General features: G+C 71.1%; 23 protein-coding genes. 4 read left to right on the top strand and 19 right to left on the bottom strand.

The genetic code is table 11. From position 1 onward, the window contains the following. The first annotated feature begins 25 nt into the window (after positions 1-25). Positions 26-502, top strand: a complete 477-nt coding sequence (locus QP939_RS50190) for an SMI1/KNR4 family protein (protein ID WP_285454050.1) — start codon at positions 26-28, stop codon at positions 500-502. 82 nt (positions 503-584) lie between these two features. Here QP939_RS50190 and QP939_RS50195 read toward each other — a convergent pair whose 3' ends face one another. From QP939_RS50195 to QP939_RS50220, 6 genes are read right to left on the bottom strand one after another with little or no spacing between them, the layout of a single operon-like run. Beyond that, a complete protein-coding gene (locus QP939_RS50195) occupies positions 585-1523 on the bottom strand; it encodes an ROK family protein (RefSeq protein ID WP_285460032.1) in 939 nt (312 codons plus the stop codon). 15 nt (positions 1524-1538) lie between these two features. After that, entirely contained in the window at positions 1539-1877 is a 339-nt protein-coding gene (locus QP939_RS50200; protein ID WP_285460033.1) for a hypothetical protein, read from the bottom strand. 59 nt (positions 1878-1936) lie between these two features. Next, on the bottom strand, positions 1937-3064 hold the full coding sequence (locus QP939_RS50205) for an ArsA family ATPase (protein WP_285454051.1): 1128 nt from the start codon (positions 3062-3064) through the stop codon (positions 1937-1939). Between the two features lie 4 nt (positions 3065-3068). Further along, on the bottom strand, positions 3069-3503 hold the full coding sequence (locus QP939_RS50210; protein WP_285454052.1) for an SRPBCC family protein: 435 nt from the start codon (positions 3501-3503) through the stop codon (positions 3069-3071). A 27-nt stretch (positions 3504-3530) separates the two neighbouring features. Then, the gene (locus QP939_RS50215) at positions 3531-4325 is read right to left on the bottom strand and encodes a metallophosphoesterase family protein (RefSeq protein ID WP_285454053.1); all 795 of its coding nucleotides are present in this window, start codon (positions 4323-4325) and stop codon (positions 3531-3533) included. Between the two features lie 10 nt (positions 4326-4335). Next, positions 4336-4749 (bottom strand): polyketide cyclase / dehydrase and lipid transport, encoded by a 414-nt coding sequence (locus QP939_RS50220; RefSeq protein WP_285454054.1) that lies wholly within the window; start codon positions 4747-4749, stop codon positions 4336-4338. Between the two features lie 127 nt (positions 4750-4876). Here QP939_RS50220 and QP939_RS50225 point away from each other — a divergent pair, with 127 nt between their 5' ends. Continuing rightward, a complete protein-coding gene (locus QP939_RS50225) occupies positions 4877-6673 on the top strand; it encodes an AMP-dependent synthetase/ligase (protein WP_285454055.1) in 1797 nt (598 codons plus the stop codon). 62 nt (positions 6674-6735) lie between these two features. Here the strand turns inward: QP939_RS50225 and QP939_RS50230 are convergent, their stop codons facing one another. From QP939_RS50230 to QP939_RS50245, 4 genes are read right to left on the bottom strand one after another with little or no spacing between them, the layout of a single operon-like run. Next, entirely contained in the window at positions 6736-8097 is a 1362-nt protein-coding gene (locus tag QP939_RS50230; RefSeq protein WP_285454056.1) for a GH1 family beta-glucosidase, read from the bottom strand. Between the two features lie 18 nt (positions 8098-8115). Continuing rightward, entirely contained in the window at positions 8116-9003 is an 888-nt protein-coding gene (locus QP939_RS50235) for a carbohydrate ABC transporter permease (RefSeq protein WP_285454057.1), read from the bottom strand. Between the two features lie 9 nt (positions 9004-9012). Beyond that, complete coding sequence (locus QP939_RS50240) at positions 9013-9942, bottom strand: carbohydrate ABC transporter permease (protein WP_285454058.1); 930 nt, start codon at positions 9940-9942, stop codon at positions 9013-9015. Beyond that, on the bottom strand, positions 9942-11225 hold the full coding sequence (locus QP939_RS50245; protein ID WP_285454059.1) for an extracellular solute-binding protein: 1284 nt from the start codon (positions 11223-11225) through the stop codon (positions 9942-9944). Before QP939_RS50245 ends, QP939_RS50240 begins: the two co-directional genes overlap by 1 nt. Positions 11226-11380: 155 nt before the next feature. On the opposite strand from QP939_RS50245, the gene QP939_RS50250 reads away from it, so the two are divergent. Beyond that, entirely contained in the window at positions 11381-12430 is a 1050-nt protein-coding gene (locus tag QP939_RS50250; protein ID WP_285454061.1) for a LacI family DNA-binding transcriptional regulator, read from the top strand. A gap of 96 nt (positions 12431-12526) precedes the next feature. Here QP939_RS50250 and QP939_RS50255 read toward each other — a convergent pair whose 3' ends face one another. The 3 genes from QP939_RS50255 to QP939_RS50265 form a co-directional block, all read right to left on the bottom strand. Further along, on the bottom strand, positions 12527-13633 hold the full coding sequence (locus tag QP939_RS50255) for an FAD-dependent oxidoreductase (RefSeq protein ID WP_285454062.1): 1107 nt from the start codon (positions 13631-13633) through the stop codon (positions 12527-12529). Between the two features lie 67 nt (positions 13634-13700). Then, on the bottom strand, positions 13701-14669 hold the full coding sequence (locus QP939_RS50260) for a ferritin-like domain-containing protein (RefSeq protein WP_285454063.1): 969 nt from the start codon (positions 14667-14669) through the stop codon (positions 13701-13703). A 116-nt stretch (positions 14670-14785) separates the two neighbouring features. Then, a complete protein-coding gene (locus QP939_RS50265; protein ID WP_285454064.1) occupies positions 14786-16027 on the bottom strand; it encodes an aspartate aminotransferase type Ic in 1242 nt (413 codons plus the stop codon). 63 nt (positions 16028-16090) lie between these two features. Between QP939_RS50265 and QP939_RS50270 the strand changes: the two genes are divergently transcribed. Further along, a complete protein-coding gene (locus tag QP939_RS50270) occupies positions 16091-16567 on the top strand; it encodes a hypothetical protein (protein WP_285454065.1) in 477 nt (158 codons plus the stop codon). On the opposite strand, the gene QP939_RS50275 is transcribed toward QP939_RS50270, so the two are convergent. From QP939_RS50275 to QP939_RS50300, 6 genes are read right to left on the bottom strand one after another with little or no spacing between them, the layout of a single operon-like run. Further along, positions 16564-17046 (bottom strand): hypothetical protein, encoded by a 483-nt coding sequence (locus QP939_RS50275; protein ID WP_285454066.1) that lies wholly within the window; start codon positions 17044-17046, stop codon positions 16564-16566. The genes QP939_RS50270 and QP939_RS50275 overlap by 4 nt on opposite strands. Then, positions 17043-17525, bottom strand: a complete 483-nt coding sequence (locus tag QP939_RS50280) for an Rv1363c family protein (protein WP_285454067.1) — start codon at positions 17523-17525, stop codon at positions 17043-17045. Before QP939_RS50280 ends, QP939_RS50275 begins: the two co-directional genes overlap by 4 nt. After that, on the bottom strand, positions 17522-18754 hold the full coding sequence (locus tag QP939_RS50285; RefSeq protein WP_285454068.1) for an MCE family protein: 1233 nt from the start codon (positions 18752-18754) through the stop codon (positions 17522-17524). Before QP939_RS50285 ends, QP939_RS50280 begins: the two co-directional genes overlap by 4 nt. After that, entirely contained in the window at positions 18751-19914 is a 1164-nt protein-coding gene (locus QP939_RS50290; protein ID WP_285454069.1) for an MCE family protein, read from the bottom strand. Before QP939_RS50290 ends, QP939_RS50285 begins: the two co-directional genes overlap by 4 nt. Next, positions 19911-21104: an MCE family protein gene (locus tag QP939_RS50295; RefSeq protein WP_285454070.1), complete on the bottom strand. Its 1194-nt coding sequence runs from the start codon at positions 21102-21104 to the stop codon at positions 19911-19913. The genes QP939_RS50290 and QP939_RS50295 overlap by 4 nt, the downstream gene beginning before the upstream one ends. Further along, positions 21101-22099: an MlaD family protein gene (locus QP939_RS50300; RefSeq protein ID WP_285454071.1), complete on the bottom strand. Its 999-nt coding sequence runs from the start codon at positions 22097-22099 to the stop codon at positions 21101-21103. Before QP939_RS50300 ends, QP939_RS50295 begins: the two co-directional genes overlap by 4 nt. Positions 22100-22102 lie beyond the last annotated feature (3 nt).

The raw sequence follows: 22102 nt of genomic DNA on the forward strand, positions 1-22102 counted from the left end.
CGACCAGCCTGTCACACTCACCGGCGTGACCCGGTTCGATCAGCTCAAGCCCGCCTTCTGGGCCGACGGCCCCGGCGAGCCGCTGGACGCCCGCACCTTCGCCCACGCCGGCCGCGAGCTGGGCGTACGGCTGCCCATCGAGCTGGGCGAACTGCTGGGCCTGCGCGACGGTGGCGCGGTGGCCGCGCACTGCGACGCCTTCCCGACGAGCGCCCCGACGTCGTGGAGCGAGACGCACGTTCCGTTCGGCGAGCTGCTCGGCGTGGGCGGGCAGCTGTCGATCCTGGACTCGCCGTCCCTGCGCGACGAGTGGGACCTGCCGCCCCGGCTGGTGCTGCTCGCCGGGGACGGCCCCACGTGGATCGCGCTGGACTACCGCCGGTCGGCGCAGCCGTCGGTGACCTGGTTCGACGTGGACCTGGGGGCGGAACTGGCGTTGGCGCCGACGTTCCGAGCGTTCGCCGAGGGACTGGTGCCGTCGGCGAGCTTCCCGGAGGAGTGACGGCGGCCGCGCCCAAGCGCCCCAATGTGGCCTTGGTTGCGTCTCACGCACCGAAGGCCACATTGGGGCGCTTGGGGTGCGGTCAGACCGGGGTCTTCGCCGCTTCCAGGGCCAACGCCGCCGCGCCGACGATCGCCGTGTCGTCGCCCAGGTGCGCTGTCCTGATCCGGGCCAACGGCCGGTACCGCGCCCCCGTGATCGCGCCCGCGTAGTGCTCGCGCGCCTCGTCCAGGAACAGTGGGGCCGACTCCGACACTCCCCCGCCGATCACGATGATCTCCGGGTCGAACACGTCCGCGACCAGGGCCAGCCCCTCGCCCAGCCACTTCGCCAGCTCCGCCATCGCCAGCTGCGCGATCGGGTCGCCGTCCCGGGCCGCTCCGGCCACGCGGCGGCCCGTCACCGAACCCGGGTCGCCCGCGACCTGCGGGGCCAGCACCGTCGACCGGCCCGGGTGCCGCGCCAGCAACTCCACCGCCGTCGCCGCCAGCGCCGTTCCGCTGCAATAACGCTCCCAGCAGCCGTACTTGCCGCACGGGCACGGCCGTCCGCCGCGGACCACCGTCAGGTGCCCCAGCTCCGGGGCGACGCCGTACGCGCCGCGGAACAGCTTGCCGTCCAGCAACAGTCCCGCGCCGATGCCCGTGCCCAGCGCCACCAGCGCCGCCACGTGGGCGCCGCGGGCCGCGCCGAAGCGGTGCTCGCCCACCATCGCCGCGTTCACGTCGTGCTCCAGCAGCACCGGAAGACCCACGCGCTTCTCGATCCGGTCCGCCACCGGGGCCCCGCGCCACGCCAGGTGCGGGGCGAACATCACCGACCGGCGGTCGCGCGCCACGAACCCGGCCACGGCCAGGCCGACCCCGGCGACCTCGTGCCGGTTGCGCAGGTCCTCGACCACCCCGGCGATGGCGTCCTCGAGGGCGCCTTCCTCGGTCGGTGTCGCGACGCGGGCCGTGTCCAGCAACGAGCCGCGTTCGTCCACCACGCCGGCCCGGACGCTCGTCCCGCCGACGTCCACCCCTATCGTCCGCACTCAGCTCTCCCACTCGTCACGCCGGCGGACGGTGATGTGCTGCACCCGCGGCGACGTCCGCGTGTCGGCGGGCCGCGGCGCGGGCCGGAACCCGGGCATGTGCACGCCCTCCTCCGGCTCCCAGCGGTCGGCGAGCACGGCGCGCAGCAGGGCGACCAGCTGCGCGAGCTGCTCGGCCAGCCTGGCCACCAGCTCGGGGCGCTCACCTCGCACAACGGCGACGATCGCACAGAGCGGACACCAGCCGCACGCCGAACCGTCGGCTTTCCCCTCGTCAGGGGTGCCGTGCCCGGCCGCGAGGACGCCCTCGAGCCAGGGCGCGGCCTTCTCGACGACCATCTCGACGAGCAGGCGGAGCTCTTCGGCCAGCTTCGGCCCGTCGGCCGCCGTCTCTTCGCTCACCCGCGTCCCCGGTTCCCGGCCAGGCTCACGACCAGGCCGTCGGCGTCGGATTCCGCGCCGGTGATCCGGCACGGCCGCAGCGACTCCGGCAGGGCGATGAGCCTGCGGAAGCCGTCCACGGTGATCGCCAGGTCGTCGTCGACGCGGGCGAGGTCGACCTCGGTGCCACGCCCGAGCGGGATCGCGACGCGCAACGTGTACCCCTCCGGCGACGGCCGCACGCGCAGCAGCGGCGTGACCGGCGTGCCGTCGCCGTCCAGCGGGTCGCCACCGCGGTAGAGCTCGGCCGCGATCTCCAGCAGCGCGGGCAGCCCGACCGGCTCGACGGCGCGGTGCTCGACGCGGGACACGTGCCGGAACCCGGCGGCCGCCAGCTCGGCGAGCACGGCGTCCTGCTGGGTGCGGCGCGTGCGCAGCCACGACGCGGCACCACCGCGCCAGAAGCCGGGCGCGGGCATCAGCCGGTTCGCGATCAGGCCGTCGACGGCGATGCCGCGCAGGGCCAGCGAGCTGAGCGTGCGCCGAGCTTCGGCGACCACCACCCGCTCCGGCGTCAGCACCAGCCGGACCGTGGTCACCGACGGCTCGGTGAGCAACGCGCGCAGGCCGTCGAGGTGGGCGCCGAGGCGGCGCACCGACTCCGTGACGCGGCGGCCGAACACGCGGCTCAGGTAGCCGGAGACGGCTTCGGGCAGGGCGAGCAGCCGCAGCGTCTCGGCCGTCGGCCCGCAGTCGACGACGATGGTGTCCCACCGGCCTTCTTCGGCCAGGCGGCGGACTTCGGTGAGGGCGAGCAGCTCGTCGACGCCGGGCAGCACGGTGAGCTCTTCGGCGTCCAACGTGTCCAGTCCCGCGCCGGAGAGGGCGGCCTGCAGCTCGGCGCGCAGCCGGTGCCAGCTGGTGTCCACGAGGGTGCGCGAGTCGACCTGCACGGCCGACAGCAGAGCGTCCACTTCGGACGGCTCGGCGCCGAGGGGGTGGCCGAAGGCGTCGCCGAGCGAGTGCGCCGGGTCCGTGGACACGACGAGGGTCTTCCTGCCGCGGGCGGCGAGCGCGGCGCCGGTGGCCGCGGCCAGCGTGGTCTTCCCGACACCCCCCTTGCCGGTGAACAGCAGGATCCGCACGCGGCTACCCCTCGGCCCGCTTCTTCAGCTCCTTGAGCGCGGTGTCCATCACCATCTTCTCGGCCTTGCGGCGCAGCAGGCCGATCATCGGCAGCGCCAGCTCGACCGACAGCGTGTAGGTGACCCGCGTGCGGCCGCCGAGGTCCTCCAGCGCGTACCGGCCGTTCTGCGCCTTCTGCATCTGGCCCTTGACCAGGTGCCAGCTGACGCCGAGGCCGTCGCCGTCCCAGTCGTACTCGAGGGTGTAGACGTCCTTGATCGGGCCCGCGTCGAGGGTCAGCTTGACCTGCTTGGCCCGGCCTTCGGCGTCGGTGCCGAGGACCTCGGTCTGCCGGACGGCCTTGGCCCATTCCGGGTACGCGGGGAAGTCGGCGATCACGGCCATCACCCGGCTGGGCTCGGCGTCGACCTCGATGGACTGTGTGGACTGCTCGGCCATGGGTCGAAGCGTAGCCGCCGCGCTTGGTCACCAGCGCAGCACGTACGGCTGCCCGGTCTCCTTGAAGTGACCCACGTTACGGCACTCGGTCAGCCCCACCCTGGCGCGCGGCGCCAGCGGCTGGTGCACGTGGCCGAACACCGACCAGCGCGGCCGCTGGGCGCGGATCAGCTCCAGCAGCGCCGTCGAGCCGATCTCGCTGCGGCGGGCGACGACGTCGTAGGTCAGCTCGGGCAGCGCGGGCGGGCCGTGCGTGCAGAGGACGTCGACGTCGGTCAGCGCGGCGACCCCGCGGTCGTAGTCTTCGCGATCCCGCAGGTAGGGGCGCCAGGCCGCACCCTTGCGGCGGCGCGGGACGACACCGTCGGGCAGCAGCGCGCCGCCGACGAACCCGAACCGGAGGCCGCCGATCTCGGCCACCTCGCCGTCGAGCACCCGGACGCCCTCGCCGGTGAACTCGGGCCACAGCGCCGGGGTGTCGACGTTGCCGGGGGTGGCGTAGGTGGGCGCGGTCATCGCCGCGAACAGCGTCGCGTACTGGGCGCGGATGGCCTCGTCGACGGCCGCGGCGGGGTCGTCGAGGCTCGCCCAGAGCGTCCGCGAGTAGGCAACGGTTTCGTCACGGGTGCCTTCGCGGCGCAGGCGGGCGAACTCGCCGACCTTCTCCGCGCCGAACAGGGCGCCCATGATGCCCTTGTCGTGGTCGCGGTAGTCGACGAAGTCGATCAGGTCGCCGAGCACGACCAGGGCGTCCGCCCCGTCGCCCGCCCGCTTCAACGCGTCCGCGTTGCCGTGCACGTCCGAGACGACGTGTACCCGCACCCCTGGCCCCCTAGCCTTCGTCGCGCGGAGGCACTCCGGGCTCGCGCCCGTCCTCCAGGATCTCCTTGAGCCCGAGCGCGATCGCCTTCGCCGCCCGCGCCCGCCGGTCGAACTCCCGGCGCAGCTCGCGCGGCGCCAGCGCACGGGGCGTGCCCGCCGCGTCAGCAGGGGTCGCCCGCAGGAAGTAGTGCAGCAGGGTGCCGTCGAGCACCGGCTCGAGCCAGACCTCCATGGTACCGACGAGCGCGCCCCGCACGGTCCAGCGCAGGCCCTGGTCACCGCGGTCGGTGTAGACCTCCAGGACCAGGTCGGGCCAGTAGCGGGTCCAGGATCGGGGATCGGCGAAGACGGCGGCCACCGTGGACGGCGGGACCGCGAGGAACGTCTCGTCGACGACGTCGAGGGCGGGTGGTGCCTGGTTCACGAGCGAAGAATGTCACGCCCTCGCCGTGCGACGCCGATCAGCATGGTCTTAAGGTGCTCACCACGCTAAGTTGACTGGCGGGTAACAGCGGTGTCGCCTGCCGCACGCGTTGAACACGGAGGTCCACGTGCGCGAATACAGCGCTCCCGCCGGCAAGCCGGTGGCCGACGACGAGAACATGTCCGATGTCGTCTGGGCGAACGCCGAGCGGTTCTCCGACGTGGTGAGCTTCCGCCGCCAGGTCGAGGGCACCTGGCTGGACGTGACCGCCAAGGAGTTCGCCGCCCAGGTGCTGGCCGTCGCCAAGGGCATGGCCAAGGCCGGCGTCGGCCGCGGCGACCGCGTCGCGATCATGTCGAAGACGCGCTACGAGTGGACGCTGATCGACTTCGCGATCTGGGCCGCGGGCGCGGTTACGGTCCCGATCTACGACACGTCGTCGCCCGAACAGGTGCACTGGATCCTCTCCGACTCGGCCGCGAAGGCCGTGTTCGTCGAGACGAACGCGCACGCCGCCGCCGTCGACGAAGTCCGTGACCGGCTCACCGACCTCGACCACACGTGGCAGATCGAGGGCGACACCCCCGCCGTCGAAACGCTGGCCGCCCTCGGCGCCGACCTGTCCGACGACGAGCTGCACGAGCGCCGCCGCGAGGTCACCGCCGACGAGCTGGCCACCATCGTCTACACCTCGGGCACCACCGGCCGCCCCAAGGGCGTCGAGCTGACCCACCGCAACCTCCTCGCGGAGATCCGCGCCGACATCGAGGCGTTCCCACAGCTGATGGAGCAGGGCAACTCGCTGCTGTGCTTCCTGCCGCTGGCGCACGTGCTGGCCCGCGCGATCGCCGTGACCGCGCTCACCGCCCGCGTCACCCTCGGGCACACCCCCGACGTCAAGAACCTGGTCGCCGACCTCGGCACGTTCCGGCCGACGTTCGTCGTCGCGGTGCCGCGCGTGTTCGAGAAGGTCTACAACTCGGCGAAGCAGAAGGCGCACAGCGAGGGCAAGGGCAAGATCTTCGACGCCGCCGAGGCCACCGCCGTCGCCTACAGCGAGGCGCAGGACAAGGGCGGCGCCGGGCTGGGCCTCAAGCTCAAGCACCTGGCGTTCGACAAGCTGGTCTACGGCAAGCTGCGCGCGGCCCTCGGCGGCCGCTGCGTCGCGGCGGTGTCCGGCGGCGCCCCGCTGGGCGCGCGGCTGGCGCACTTCTTCCGCGGCATCGGCGTCCCGGTGTTCGAGGGCTACGGCCTGACCGAGACGTCCGCGGCGGCGAACGTCAACACCCAGACGGCGTTCCGCGTCGGCACGGTCGGCAAGCCGGTCAACGGCACGTCGGTCCGCATCGCCGACGACGGCGAAGTCCTGCTCAAGGGCGACGTCGTGTTCCGGGCGTACTACAACAACCCGCAGGCGACGGCGGAAGCGCTCACCGACGGCTGGTTCCACACGGGCGACCTCGGCGAGCTGGACGCGGACGGGTTCCTGAAGATCACCGGCCGCAAGAAGGAGATCATCGTGACGGCGGGCGGCAAGAACGTCGCCCCGTCCGGCCTCGAGGACACGATCAAGGCGGCCCCGCTGGTCAGCCAGGCGATGGTGGTCGGCGACCAGCGCCCGTTCATCGCCGCGCTGGTGACGGTCGACGAGGAGTACTTCCCGTCCTGGAAGTCCCAGCACGGCAAGCCCGCGTCCGCCACGGTCGCTGACCTCGCGTCGGACGCCGAGCTGCTCGCGGAGATCCAGGCCGCGGTCGACGAGGCCAACAAGTCGGTGTCCAAGGCCGAGGCGATCAAGAAGTTCACGGTGCTGGCCAACGACTTCACCGAAGCCGGCGGCGAGATCACGCCGAGCCTGAAGCTGAAGCGCAACGTGGTGTCGAAGAACTACGCCGAGGCCATCGAAGGCCTGTACAAGAAGTAGCTCCGAGGTTCGTGAAGGCCACCTCGCGGAACTTGTGGTTCCGCGAGGTGGCCTTCACGGCTTTACGGGGTGCGCTGGGCGGTGATGAAGTCGCGGTACCAGCGGAAGCTCGCCCTCGGCGTGCGGACCTGCGTCGCGTAGTCGACGTGGACCAGGCCGAACCGGTGCTTGTACCCGTGCGCCCACTCGAAGTTGTCCAGCAGCGACCAGCAGAAGTAGCCCCGCAGGTCGACGCCCGCCGCCGCGGCGGTGCGAGCCGCTTCGATGTGCTCGTTCAGGAACGTGATGCGCTCGTAGTCGGCGAAGTCACTGCGGTCCGGGTACACGCAGCCGTTCTCCGTGACGTACACCGGCGGCAGCCCTGGGTAGCGGTTGTGCAGGCCGACCAGTGCCTCGGTCAGGCCCTCGGGCTCCACCGGCCAGCCCATGCCCGTGCGCGGCACGTCCGGCAACTGCGAGGTGTCCACCCCGATGTCGGCCGCCGTGCGCCGCGCCGGGTCCGGCTCGCGGTGCGGGGCGTCCGCGACGTGGAGCCGGTAGTAGTAGTTCACGCCGAGGTAGTCGAGCGGTTCGCCGATCACCGCCAGGTCGCCGTCGAGCCGGAACGAGAAGTCCGAGACGCGGTCGAACATCGCCCCGAGGCCCGGCGCGTACCGGCCGCCGAACAACGGGTCGGTGAACTGGCGGCGCAGCAGCGTGTCCTGGCGGGCCGCCGCGGCGGCGTCCGCGGCCGACGATGACACCGGCACCACGGGCGACTGGTTGAGCACCACGCCGAACTGGTGCTGCGGGGTCGCCTGCGCCCGCATCGCCCGGACGGCCAGGCCGTGGCCGAGCAGCAGGTGGTGAGCCGCGGCGAGCGCGCCGTGGCCCTCCTTCGCACCCGGCGCGTGGCGGCCCTCGCCGTAGCCCGCGACCGCGCACGGGTACGGCTCGTTCAGCGTCGTCCAGTGCTCGACGACGTCGCCCAGCTCCGCGTGCACCAAGGCCGCGTAGTCGGCGAACCGCAGGGCCGTGTCGCGCGACCGCCAGCCCCCGGCATCCTCCAGCGCCTGCGGGAGGTCCCAGTGGTACAGCGTCAGGAACGGCTCGATCCCCTTCTCCCGCAACGCTTCCGCGAGCCGCCGGTAGAAGTCGAGGCCACGGCGTTCGGCGCGGCGGCCGTCCGGCTGGACCCGCGGCCAGGACACCGAAAACCGGTAGGCGTCGACGCCCAGTTCGGTGAGCAGGTCGAGGTCGCCGGCCCAGCGCCGGTAGTGGTCGGCCGCCGGTTCCCCGGTGTCGCCGCCGGCGACCGCGCCGGGCACCGCCGCGAAGGTGTCCCAGATGGACGGTCCGCGGCCGTCCGCGGTGGTGGCGCCCTCGATCTGGAACGCCGAAGTGGCCACGCCCCAGCGGAAGCCGGGCGGGAAGCTGGAAGTCACAGTGAGCTCCCGGGAGGGTCAGCCCTTGAGCGCGCCCTGCATGATGCCGCCGACGATCTGGCGGCCGAACAGCAGGAACACGAGCAGGACGGGGACGGTGCCGATGGTGGCGGCGGTGAGCACGAGCGTGTAGTCGGTGGTGTAGCCGCTGGCCAGGGTGGACAGTGCGGTTTGGACGGTCGGGTTCTCCGGCACCAGCACCACCAGCGGCCAGAAGAAGTCGTTCCAGGCCTGCATGAACGTGAACAGCCCGAGCACCGCCGCGGCCGGGCGGGCCGCGGGCAGCGCCACGTGCCAGAACAGCCGCAGCGAGCCGCAGCCGTCCATCCGCCCGGCCTCCAGCAGCTCCAGCGGCAGTGCGCGTTCGAAGTACTGGCGCATGAAGAACACGCCGAACGCGGTGACCAGCCCGGGCACGATGACCGCCTGCAGCTCACCGGCCCAGCCGAAGTCGGCCATCATCATGTACAGCGGGACGACGCCGAGCTCGGTCGGGATCGCCTGGGTGGCGACCACGAGCAGGAGCAGGAACGTGCGGCCGCGGAAGCGGAGCTTGGCGAAGGCGAACCCGGCGAGCGTCGAGAACAGCACCACGGACACGGTGATCGTGCCCGCGACGATGAGCGAGTTCCCCAGCGCCAGCGCGAAGTCCGTCTCGTCGAAGACGCGGGCGATGTTCTCGAACAGGTGCCCGCCGGGGACGAGCACCGGCGGCACGCTCCCCACCGCCTCCGTCGTCTGCGAGGAGACGACGAACGACCAGTACACCGGGAACGCCGAACCGGCCAGGATCGCGATCAGCGCGGCGTAGGTCCACGGGCTCGCCACCCGCTTGCCGATGCGCCGGATCCGCCCCGGCGAAGCGGACGGCGGCGCGGGCGCGGCCGGGGTCAGCACGGAAGTCATGTCCGCTCCTCAGTCCGTTTGGATGCGCCGGGTCACCAGGTACGACAGGCCCGCGACGAGCATCGTGGCCACGGCCAGGATCAGCGCGATCGCCGAGCTGTAGCCGAAGTCGTACTTGGTGAAGCCCTGCTCGTAGAGGTAGAGCGCGGCGGTCTGGAACTGCCGGTCCGACCCGCCGGTGGCGGCCGCCGTGCCCGGGTTGAACAGCAGCGGCTCGGCCAGCAGCCGCATGTTCCCGGTCGTCGCGATCACCGTGGAGAAGATGATCTGCGGCCGCAGCAGCGGGACGGTGATCCGCCAGAACTGCTGCCACCCGCGCGCGCCGTCGAGGGTGGCGGCCTCGTACATGCTCGACGGGATCGCCTGCATCGACGCCAGGAAGATCAGCGCGTGGTAGCCGGTCCAGCGCCACACGACCATCGCCGCGATGGCCGTGTGCGAGCTGGCGGTGCCGGCCTGCCAGTCGACCTGACCGGCACCGAACCAGCTCAGCACCCAGTTGACCAGGCCGAAGTCCCGGCCGAACAGCTGCGCGAAGATGATCGTCACCGCCGCCACCGAGGTGATGTTCGGCAGGATCATCCCCATCCGGAACAGTGTCCGGCCGCGCAGCCTGCGGTTGAGCAGGTGTGCGATGCCGAGCGCGAAGAGGATCTGCGGGATCGTGGTCAGCAGCCACAGGCTGACCGTGTTCCCCATCGCGTTCCAGAAGTACGGGTCGTGGAACAGCAGCCGCTCGTAGTTGCCGAACCCGATGAACGTCGCGCCCTCGGCGTCGAGCAGGTTGCGCTTCTGCAGCGACACGAACGCCGTGTACAGCAACGGGAACAGCCCGAAGACGCCGAAGATGAGGAAGTACGGGCTGATGAAGCCGAACGGCGACAGCTTGGTGTCCCACTTGTGCCGCCGCTCGGCGAAGGTCGGCGTGTCGACCGCCATCAGCTCTGCAGCTTCGAGACGTCACCGACCAGCTGCTGCCACGCCGCCGCGCCGTCCTGCTTGCCCTGCTCGACGCGCTGCATCGCGTTGCCGAACTCCGTCTGGACGTCACCGGCCTTCGGGCCCTGGTACTGCGGGTTCAGCTTCTTCGCCGCGTCGGTGAAGACCTTGCCGACGGGAGCGTTGTTGAAGAACGGGTTCGTGTAGCCGGTGATCTTCGGGTCGTCGTAGAGCGACGGCGTCGAGGGCAGCAGGCCCTTGCTGGTGAAGACCTTCGCCTGCTGCTCGGGCGCGGTCAGCCAGGCGGCGAGCTCGGCGGCTTCCTTCGCGTGCTTGCCCTGCTTCGGCACGGTCAGGTACGAGCCGCCCCAGTTGCCGCCCCCGCCGGGCACGCTCGCGACGTCCCACTTGCCCGCGGTGTCCGGCGCCTGGTCCTTGATCTTCGTCATCATCCAGGCCGGGCAGGTGACGGTGGCGAACTGGCCCTGCGTGAACCCGGTGTTCCAGGTCGGCGTGCTGTAGAGCAGCCCGGCGGAGAGGTTCGCCTTGACCGCGTCGACCACGAGGTCCCAGCCCTGGCGCAGCGCCGGGTTGCTGTCGACGACGAGCTTGTCGTTCTGGTCGTAGTAGCCGACCGGTGCCTGGCCGACGATCGCGTTGAGCACGGTCGGGCCGCCGTCCATGAACTTGACGCCGTTCGGCGCGTGCTGCTGGAAGCGCTTGCCCGCGTCGAAGAACGCCTGCCACGTGGGCCAGAGCGCGGAGACGGCGTCGCGGTCTTCGGGCAGCCCGGCGGCCTTGAACAGGTCGCGGCGGTAGCAGATGGCCAGGCCGCCGACGTCGGTGCCGTAGCCGATCTGCTGCCCGCCCTTGGCGAGCGAGGCCGACCACTTCCAGCTCAGCCAGCGGTCCTTGAGCTTGTCGCCGCCGACGGTGTTGAGGTCGACGAACTTGTCCGGCGTCGCCTTGAACTGGGCGACGTAGCCGGTGTCGATCGCCTCGATGTCGGCGGCACCGCCGCCGGTGGCCAGGTGCGCGGCGAGGTTCTTGTGGTGGTCTGAGTAGGACGCGGTCCGCTCGGTGATCTCGATGTCCGGGTGCGCGGCCTGGTACTCCTTGATCAGGTCGGTGTAGCCGAAGTTGCCGAAGAGGCCGAGGCTGAGCTTGACCTTGCCGCCGCCGGCGTCGCCGCCCCCGCAGGCGGTCAGCGCGGTGACCGCGGCCAGCGCGGCGCACGCCACGGCGAGCGGGCGGATCCGGCGGGATGTCGTTTTCGGGCGCATGAGATCTCCGTTGTTCTGGCGGTCGGAAAACGCGGGACCCATGAGAGCGCTCCCAGCCGTATTCCGTCAAGTAACGAAATGGTAACCAGGGTTGGCGTTTACCCTGCACGAGATCATGTGCTACGAATGTAACCGGTTACAGGACGGAGGTCTACATGGTCACGGCTCGCGAGGTCGCGCAGCTCTGCGGAGTGTCGGTCGCGACCGTGTCGCGGGTCTTCAACCGCCCCGCCACGGTCAGCGCGTCGACGCGCGAACGCGTCGAGCGCGTCGCCCGCGAGCTGGATTTTTCGCCGAACGAGTCGGCGCGCGCGTTGTCGCGGCAGCGGTCGGCGATGATCGGGCTGGTCTGGGACACCGACCACCGGCGGCCGGGCTGGCGGCACCCGTTCCTGCAGGACCTGTTGCTGGGCTTGAAGTCCGCGCTCAGTTCGCACGGCTACCACCTGCTGCTGCTCGCGACGAGCGACGACGCGCGCAGCCGCAACCCGGGCGTGTCGCTGGCCGACCCGGTGGCCTACATCGGCATGACGCGCCGCCACCACCTGGCCGGGTTGGTGCTGATCGACAGCGGCACGGACGCGGACGCGTTCACGACGTTCGCGCAGTCGGGGTTGCCGTGCGTCGCGCTGGACGTGGCGTTGTCCGGCTCACGGGCGACGTACGTGACGTCGGACAACGCGGCGGGCGCGGCGGAGGCGGTCCGGCACCTGGCGGCGCTGGGCCACGACCGGATCGCGACGATCACCGGGCCGCGCGACAACGCCCCGGCGGCCGCCCGCACCGAGGGGTACCGGCGAGGGCTGGCCGAGGCGGGACTGGTGGCGCGCGAGGACTACGTGGTGACGGGCGACTTCTACCGCGAGAGCGGATTCGTGGGCATGCGACGGCTGCTGGCGCGCAAGGACCCGCCGACGGCGGTGTTCGCGGCGAGCGACGAAATGGCGGTCGGGGCGTTGCTGGCGGCCCGCGCGGCGGGACTGCGGGTCCCGGACGACCTGGCGGTGGTGGGCTTCGACGACATCGAGGTGGCGTCGCTGGTGGACCCGGCGCTGACGACGGTGGCCCAGGACAAACCGGGCTTCGGCACAGCGGCGGCGGGCGCGTTGCTGAGCATGATCGAGAACGGGGAGGCACCGGAACCGGTGCTGCTGCCGACAAAACTGGTGGTCCGCGACTCCTGCGGCGCCCGCCCGGGCCGCTAGGTCCCAAGCGCCCCAATGTGGCCTTCGGTGCGTGAGACGCAACGAAGGCCGCCTTGGGTGCGTCTGACGCAACCAAGGCCGCCTTGGGGCGCTTGGTCAGGCGGTGATCTTCGCGTTCCAGTCGATGTGGTGCGAGTACAGCCAGCCGCGCTCTTCGCCGACGTCTCCGCCCGCGCTCGCCTTCACCAGCTTCTCCACCCGCTCGCGCCGCAATTCCTCGTACGCCGCGAAAGCCGACGCCGGGTCCGGCAAGTCTCGCAGGCACTTCGCCAGCACCACGCTGTCCTCCAGCGCCATCGACGCGCCCTGCCCCGCCGCCGGGGAGGCCGCGTGCGCCGCGTCTCCCACCAGGACCATCCGCGGGGTCGACCAGATGCGCGTCTCCGGCACGTCGTACGAATGGCCGCCGAACACCTCGTCGCCCGTTGCCGCGATGATGTCCTTGCACGGCAGCGGATCCTCCGCGAACGCCGCGTGCGCGAACTCGCGCCACCCGGCCGGGGTCACCGCGGCGATCTCCTCGCGCGAGCGTTCCGCGTCCGGGATGCGGGCGAACCAGAACGTCGCGCCCTCGGGGTCGGTCGTGAACCCGAACGCCGCCTTGCTGCCGCGGACCATCCGGTAGATCCCGGGCGCCGCGGGCAGCCCGGGCGCGCGCGTGTAGCCGTACACGACGGTCAACCCCGTGTAGCGCGGCTCGTCCGCGGCCGGGTCGATCAGCCGCCGGACGACCGACCGCAACCCGTCCGCGCCGACCACCACGTCACCCGTTTCGGTGGTGCCGTCGGCGAACTCGGCCGTGATCCCGTCCGGGCCCGGCCGCGCGCCCACCAGACGGCGGCCGCGCTCCAGCGGGATCCCGCGCCGCGCGGCCTCGTCCTGCAAAACGCCGTACAGCGTCGCGCGGGTCAGCGTGCGCGGCCCGTCGAGGCCTTCGGTGTCGAACTCGCGCTGCCCCACCGTTTCGCCGGTCGGAGCCACCAGCTCGACGCCGTACGCCGCGAAGGACGCCTCGATCACCGGTCCGTCGGCGCCGATCGCGCGCAGGGCGTCCATGCCGTTGTGCATGATCGTCAGGAACGCGCCGATGTCGTCGCCGCCCGCCGGGTAGGCCTCGAACACCACCGGTTCGTGCCCGGCGAGCTTCAGCGCCATCGCCGTGACCGTGCCGGAAATCCCGCCACCCGCGACCAGTACCCGCATCCCGAATCCCCCCGTGAACTCCGCGTGCCGCCGCCCGCGACCCTACCGCGACGGCGGCACGCGGGGCTCACTCCTTCGCGCCACTGGCGGCGATGTCGCCGTTGAGGCCGCGCGGGAAAAAGCCGCCCGAGGACGCTTTGTCCGGGTTGAGGTAGGCGATGTTGAGCACGCGGTCGGCGGCGCGGCCGAACGCGATGCCGTTGGCGTCCGCCGGGACGAGGTTCGCCTTGCCGTCCTTGAGCACGCCTTCGTCGTCGTCGGCCTTGCCGTCGAGGCTGTCGCGGGCGTCGGAGATCTTGTTCGTGACGTCGCCGAGGCCGCGTTCGAACAGCTGCGAACGCACGATGCCGGCGTGGTAGGCCTCGACCGCGAGGATGCCGGCCGCCGCGTCGAGGAACGTCTTGTTGTTCACCAGCGGCGCCGCGCCCTTGTAGGCCGACACGCCGACGTCTTCGAACAGGTACGCGGCGAGCAGGAAGTTGTTCTCGCTCGCGAACGGGTCGAACGTCTGGTACTGGTTGATCAGCCCCGCGGCCTGCATGGCGGCGGTGAAGCTGTTCTGGAAGTCGATCTCCGGCTGCGCGACGGCGGCCTTGTCGAGCGCCTTGCGCAGGAACGTCACGTGGGCGATCTCGTCGCCGGCGATCTCCTCGACGATCTGCTTGGTGTGTTCGCTCTTGAACTTCACCTGGTGCCCGCCGGAGACCTTGCCGAGGTTGCCGACGCCGTTGACGTACTTGTCGTTCAGCCCGTACCCGTTGACGGCGAACGAGTACAGGTTCGCCTCGAGGTACTCCAGGTTGAGCGCGAAGTTCAGCACCGCGGCGTCGCTGGCGGCGGCGTCTTTCGCGTTCTGCTCCGGGTACTGCGAAGTGGCGCCCGCCGAGCCGAGGCCCAGCGACAGCGCCGTGCCGAGCGCGCCGGCACCCGCGACGCCGAGCCCCGCCGCTCCCGCGGCCTTGAGGAAGCGGCGGCGGTCGGTCGCGTTCTCCGCGCTGCGCTCGATCAGCTGCCGTGTGTAGCGTTTTCCGAACACCGGGGGACGTCCTCTCGTGACGAGTTCGTCCACCTCACCCAACGGTGATACGTACCTGGACGGCCCCCGGCTCGGTCAAATCGGGAAAAAGTTCTTCCCGATTCTGTTTTCGCAGGTCAGCCGCGCTGCGCGACGGCGAGCCGGACGCACACGGCGAGCGCGCGCACGGCCTCTTCGACCTCGGCGAGCTTCGGGAACGTCGGCGCGATGCGGATGACGGCGTCGGCCGGGTCGTCGCCGTACGGGTGGGTCGCCCCGGCGGGGGTCAGCGCGACCCCGGCCTCCTTGGCCAGCCGCACGACCTCCTTCGCCGTGCCCTCCGGCACGGTCAGCGAGACGAAGTACCCGCCGGTCGGCTTGGTCCACGACGCGAGGTCCGACAGCTCCTCGGTGAGGATGCGGTCGACGGCCTCGAACTTCGGGCCGATGATCTCGGCGTGCTTGCGCATGTGCGCGCGGACGCCGTCCTCGTCCTTGAGGAAGTGGGCGTGGCGCAGCTGGTTGACCTTGTCGGGGCCGATGGTGCGCTTGCCGATGTTCCCGATCCACCAGGCGAGGTTGGCCTCGGACGCGCCGAAGAAGCCGACGCCGGCCCCGGCGTAGGTGATCTTCGAGGTGGAGCCGAAGACGAACACGCGGTCGGCGTTGCCGGCCTCGGTGGCGAGCGCGAGGATGTCGGCGAGGGCCGGCTCGTCGTCGGTCAGGTGGTGCACGGCGTAGGCGTTGTCCCAGAAGATCCGGAAGTCGGGCGCCGCGGTGGTCATGGTGGCGAGCCGCTTGACGACGTCGTCACTGAACGTGACGCCGGTCGGGTTGCTGTACTTCGGCACGCACCAGATGCCCTTGACGGCGGCGTCCTCGGCGACCAGCGTCTCGACGGCGTCCATGTCCGGGCCCTGGTCGGTCATCGGGACCGGGACGAGCTCGATGCCGAAGCGCTCGGTGAGGGCGAAGTGCCGGTCGTAGCCCGGGACGGGCGCGAGGAACTTCAGGGTGGGCTCGTCGGCCCAGCGGCGCTCGGCACCGGGGAGCTTCGACAGCAGCGCCTGGACGACGGCGTCGTGCATCAGCTCGAGGCTCGAGTTGCCCGCGGCGAGCAGCTGCTCGGCGGGGACCTGCAGCGGGCCGGCGAAGATGCGGCGCAGCTCCGGCAGGCCCTTGAGTCCGCCGTAGTTGCGGACGTCCGTGCCGTCCTCGGCCTTGGTGGCGCCGTCACCGGGGAGGGTGAGCAGCCCGTCGGCGAGGTCGAGCTGCTGCGGCGACGGCTTGCCGCGGGTGATGTCGAGGGAGAGGCCTCGGTCGACCAGGGCCGCGTAGTCTCGGCGGGCAGTGTCGACGTCGACGGAAGCAGTGGTCATGCCGTCAACGCTAAACCCGGCGTCGATACCATTTCGGGGCGGGTCCTGGCTAGGGTGGTTCGTGTGCACCTAGTCGTCCACGCCGACCAGCGGCAGTTCTCGTTGCGCGACTCCGGATCCCGCCTGGACGGCAGCGGCTGGACCGATTCCGCGCTGGATCACCGGATCGGGGCAGAACCCGGAGGTGTCGCGATCGCGACGGCGCGCTCGGACGTGGTCGAGTCGTCGGTGACGGTGTTCGCTGCGGCGCCCGCGGTCCTGGCGGAGGCCGAGCACGTCGTGGAAGCGGATCTTCCGGTTCCGAGCGGGAAAATCGTGATTTCCGGGCCCGCGGACTATCCGTGGCAGGAGAAGTTCTTGTCCGTGCCGGTGGGGCGGTACCGGGTGCGGGTTTCGTACGTCCCGGCCGGGCCGCCTCCGGTGACGTGGAACGAGCACGAGTTCGGGGAGCACTACCGGTACGTCGTGGAGCTGTGGCCGGTGACGGTCGAGTCCGATGTGGAGGTCATCCGCCAAGGCGCGGCCGTCTGGGACGGCTAGAGCGCCGTCAGCGTGGCCAGCTTCCAGTGGCCGTCGACCCGTTTCGCCGTCACCGCCAGCTGCGCCACCGACGACGTCGGCGCTCCCCCGTCCTGAGCCACCGTCTGCTGGTCCAGGAACAACAGCAGCTCCGCGGAATCCCCCCGCAGGGTCCGCACCCCCACGGCCCGCACGGTCGTCGTTCGCACGAGCTTCTCCGCCGTCGCGCGGGTCCGGGCCGAGGCGAACTGGGCCTGGTACTGGCCCACCGCCTCCCCCGTCAAAACCTCCGCCGCCGCCCGCTCGGTCCGGGCCAGGTTCGCGTAGTCGTACGAAAACACCGACTTGACGGCATCACTCACCTCGTCGGAGACCGAAGCAGTCGCCGCGGTATCCACAAGGGCGAGGTTGTCCCCCGGCGAAAGAGAAGCCGCCTCGATGCCGAACCACACCGTGCAGCCCAGCGCCAGCACCACCACCGCCGCCAGCACCCGCTTCATGAGCCCGCCGCCTGGACGCCGCTGATCTTCCACCCGTCCGGGGACCGGGACACGTCGACTGTCAAGCGGTTCAACCGCTGGGCCGCCGCGCCCCCACCCGTCGACACCCGGACGTCCAGCACCGCCAGGAGCCTCGCCGTCTCCGCGGAGATCTCCGTCACCGCCGCCTGGACCAACGATGCCGACGACACCGTGCGGGCCGTGGTCGCCCGGTCGATCTGCAGCTGGCGGTCGCCCGCGAGGTCCTTGCCGTACTGGCCCGTCGTCGCCGCTATCCACCGGTCCACGTCCGCCGCCGCCGTGCGGTAGTCGATCGTGTTCAACGTGACCAGCTCCGGGCCCGCCGCCGCCAGCACCGCGTCGCGGTCGCGGCCCCGCGCCGACGCGTCGTCGGCCGCCGCCCGCCACCACGACCAGCCCGACACCGCCGCCGCCAGCACCGACACCACCGCCAGCACCACCAGGAACCGCAGCTTCACGGCGCGCCCAGCAACTTGCCGAGCCCACCCGCCGACGGCCCCGTCAGCAAGCTCAGCATCCCCGGCAACGGCTGCGGCGCCGATGCGGCCTGCTGCTGTGGTGCCGCCGGGATCGCGGGCGGCTTCCCCGCGTAAGGCGCGTTCTGCGCACCCCGCACCCCGGTCGGGCTGCCCGGCGGCTCGGCGCAGTACGCGTTCAGGTTCACCGGCGCTTCCGAAAGATCGTTCGCCGGACGCTGCTTCGTCCCCTCGTAGCCCTTCGTGCACGAAGCCGGGTCGAAGAAGTTGAACACCACGCCCAGGTGGCCCGTGCCGTCCGGGGACGTCGACGGCCCGAACGCCCCGATGATCGGGTACGCCACCAGCAGTTCCTCGATCGCGTCCTTCCGGGACGTCGTGATCTGCGCGGTGGTGAGCAGGTTCGCGAACAGCACGCCGAGATCGGTGCCGGACGCGGCGAGCACGTCGCTGATCTGCCTGCTCAGCTGCGGCGCCTGCGCGATCACGCGCCGCAGGTCCGGGTCCGACGTCTTGAGCTGCCCGGCGATCGTGCGCAGGCCGGAAGCGAAGTCGGTGATGTTCGCCGCCTGCCGCTGCTGCGTGTCCAGCACGACCCGCGAGTTCGCGAACAACCCCTGCGTCTGCGGGACGTACTGCGCGGCGACGGCGGTCAGCGAACCCGCGCTGTCCAGTAGCTGCTGCAGCTCCGGCCCGGCACCCGCGAACGCGTTGTACGTTTCGTCGACGACCGTCCGCAGCGACTCCGGGTGCACGCTCGCGACCAGATCGTCCAAATGCGACAGCACCGTGTCCGGCGACGGCGGCAGCGACGTCTTGTCCGCCGTGATCACCGAACCGTCCTTGAGGAACGGCCCGCCGTCGTGCTGCGGGAGGAGATCCACGAACTGCTCCCCCACCGCCGACCGGTTCGCCACCTGCGCGTGCGCGTCCGCCGGGATGTCCGGCGCGCCCGCGTCGATGTCGAGGGCGACGTCGACGCCGTGCTCGGTCAGCGTCAGCCCGGTCACCCGCCCGACCGTCACCCCGCGGTAGGCGACCTCGGAGTTGACGAAGATGCCGCCGGAGTCGGTGAGCTGCGCCGTGACGACGTAGCCGCGGCTGCCGAAGAGCCGGTCCAGTCCGGCGTAGCGGCCGCCGGCGTAGACGACCGAGACCACCGCGATGATGACGAACGCGAACAGCTGGATGCGGATCTTGCGCGTGGTCACCGGCCACCCCCGACCAGGCCGAGGAGGCCACCCAGCAGGCCGGGGCCCGCCGCCTGCGGGACCGAGCCGAGGTCCGGCAACGGCAGCGGCGGCGCCACGGGCGCCTGCTGACCGCCGAGCTTCTGCGGCAGCGCGACCGGCGGCTGCGACGAGTTCGCGAAGTTCCCGATCAGCGTGTCCAGGTCGAGGTTCACGTTCGCCTCGACGTTCGCGTAGTCGCCCTTGATGACGTTGCCCGCGTAGTCCGGGAACGGGTAGGTCAGCAGGATCCGCAGCGCCGTCGGCAGGTTCTGGCCCGCCTCGCCGAGCTTGGTCAGCGTCGGCTGCAGGGCCTTGAGGTTCGCGACGAGCTGGTCGCGGCTCTTCGTCACCGTGTCCACCGCGACGCCGGAGAGCGTGGTGAGGGCGTTCAGCATGCCGACGAGCTGGTCGCGCTGGTCGGTGATGATCTTCAGGCCCGGCGCGAGATTGTCGAGGGCGTTCGTCAGGTTCTGCGTCTGGCTGGTCAACGTCTCGGACAGCTTGGCGAGCCCGTCGATCGCCCGCAGGATCTCGGTCTTGTGCCCGTCGAGCTGGGTCGCCAGTTCGTCCACCCGGGACAGCAGGGCGCGGATCTCCGGCTCGTTGCCCGACAACGCGTCGTTCAGCTCGTGGCTGATCTTCTGGATCTGCTCGACGCCGCCGCCGTTGAGCAGCAGGGAAAGCGCGCCGAGCACCTCCTCGACCTCGGGGTTGCGGTTGGTGCGCCCGAGCGGGATCTGCGCGCCGTCGGCCAGGTGACCGGTGGCCGGTTCCGCCGTGGGCACGCTCAGTTCGACGAACTTCTCGCCCAGCAGCGAAGACTGCTTCAGCTCCGCGCGCGCGTTGGCGGGCAAGGCGATGTCGCCGTTGACGGTCATCGAGACCAGCGCCGACCGCGTGTCCGGGGTCAGCGCGATCTTGTCGACCCGCCCGACGGCGACGTCGTTGACCTTGACGCTGGACTGCGGCACCAGGTCGAGGACGTCGGTGAAGAGCGCGGTGACGTGGTACGGGTGGTCGCCGACGTCGGCGCCGCCCGGCAGGGGCGTGCCGTAGAGGCCGTTGAACCCGCCGTCGCTGCAGCCCGCGAGCACGAGCACCCCGGCCAGGGCCCCGGCGATCCGCTTGCGCCCGTTCACTTCGCACCACCCGAAAGCTGCTCCATGACGTCGACGAGCGGGAGCGGCAACGGCGGGAGTGTCCCGTTCTGCAGGGAGTTGAGCACCTGCGGGATCGTCGGCAGCTTCAACGCGCCGTCCAGCACGGGTGCCAGCTGCTTGCAGATGTTCCCCAGCGTGTCCGGGACTTCCTTCGGCGTGCCCGCGCTGATCAGGCGGCACACTGTGAGGATCGGCGGGTTGGTGATCTCGTTGAGGTTGTCGCGGACGGCGATGGTGCCGGACGCGGCGTCGTAGGAGTTGATGAAGTTGGTGGCGCCGGTCGGCGCGATGTCGAGCACCTCGGCGAGCGCGGCGCGCTGGTCGACGAGGACCTTCGACAGCGACGCCAGCTTGTCCACATTGGATTCCAGCGCGGTCTTGTTGTCGTTGACGAACTGCTGGACGTCACCGAGCGCCCCGCCGAGGGACTGCAGCGCCGCCCCGACATCACCGGAGTCCTCGGCGAGGAACCGGCTGACGTCGGCGACGCGCCCGTAGAACTCGTTGAGCTGCTGGTCGCTCTGGGCCAGGGCGCCGGTGAACGAGTTCAGGTTCTGCACGGTCGAGAACAGGTCGTCCTTCGAGCCGTCGAGGGTCTTGGCCAGCTCGGCCAGCTGCCCGACCGTCGAGTTCAACGAGGTTCCGTTGCCCTTCAACGTGTTCGCGGCCGTGTCGAGCACGCCGGAGAGCGCGCCGTCCTTGTTCGCGCCGTTCGGGCCCAGCGCCGTCGACAGCTTGTCGAGGCTCGAGTACAGGTCGTCCAGCTCGACCGGCGTCGCCGTGCGGTCCTTGGCCAGCACCGTGCCGGAGGCCAGGACCGGGCCGCTGTCGTAGGCCGGGGTCAGCTGGACGTACCGGTCGCTGACCAGGCTCGGCGCGACGACGACCGCGCCGACGTCGGCGGGCAGCGGCACGTCGTCCACCCGCATGTCGACGCGCACCGCGTCACCCTGCGGCGTGACAGCGGTGACCTCGCCGACCGGCACGCCGAGCACGCGCACCGACGAGCCCGCGTAGAGCCCGACGGTCTTGCCGAAGTACGCCGACAGCTTCGTGCCGGTGGCTTCGCGGAAGACGAGCCAAAGTCCCGCGGTGAGCAGCAAAGCGAGCACGCAGGCGAACGCCAGCCACGTCACCAGGCTGCGGCCGCGGTAGGTGCGGATGGTCATCGGCCGCCCACCCCCTGGTTCGGCGCCGCGATCGGCGGGGTGCAGCCCTCGGGGTTGATGGTGACGACGCCGGCGTTGATCGTCGGCGGCAGCAGCCCGCACAGGTAGCCCTCGAACCAGCGGCCGTTGCCGGTGGCGTTCGCGCCGACGCGGGCGAACGGCGCCATCAGCTGCAGGCTCTTGTCGAGGTTGCCCTGGTTGCGCTGCAGGATGTCGGTCACCTTCCCGAGCTTGTCCAGCGTCGGTTTCAGCTGCGCGCGGTTGTCCTGGACGAGCCCGGTGAGCTGCTGCGACAGCTGCTGGGTGCCGGTGAGCAGCGCGTGGATCGCGGTCTTGCGGTTCTGCAGCTCGGTGAGCAGCAGGTTGCCGTCGCTGATCACGCGCTGCAGCTGGGCGTTGCGGTCGGACAGCGTCTTCGACACCTGGCTCGTGTTGGCCAGCAGCGTGTGCAGGTCGGCGTCGCGGGAGGACACGGTCTTGGCCAGCGACGACAACCCGGTCAGCGTGTCCTTCAGGTACTGCGGGCTGTCCTTGAGGCTGTCGGAAAGCGCGTTGAAGCTGTCGGCCAGCTGTTTCGTGTCGATGTCGCCGACCGTCGTCGACAGCTGTTCGAAGGCGTCCTGCAGCTGGAACGGCGTGCGCGTGCGGGCCTGCGGGATCGTGTCGTCCGGTTCCTGCGTGCCGTCACCCTTGGGGTCGAGCGCGAGGTACTTCTCCCCCAGCAGGGTCTTGATCTCGATGGACGCCGTCGTCGCGTCGCCGACCCGGACGTCCTTGACGCGGAAGCGCACGAGCACCTGCTTGCCTTTCAGCGTCACCGAAGAAACAGTGCCGACCTTGACCCCGGCGACCTCGACCTCGTTGTCCGGAGCCAGCCCGGCCGATTCGCCGAAGTACGCCGAGTACGTCGTGCCGTTGCCGAAGAACGGGAGCTGGTCGGAGAAGTACGTCGTGGCCGTGACGAGCACGATCAGCACGAGCGCGACCGCGCCCACGCC

Source organism: Amycolatopsis nalaikhensis (assembly GCF_030264295.1).
Classification (GTDB): Bacteria; Actinomycetota; Actinomycetes; order Mycobacteriales; family Pseudonocardiaceae; genus Amycolatopsis; species Amycolatopsis nalaikhensis.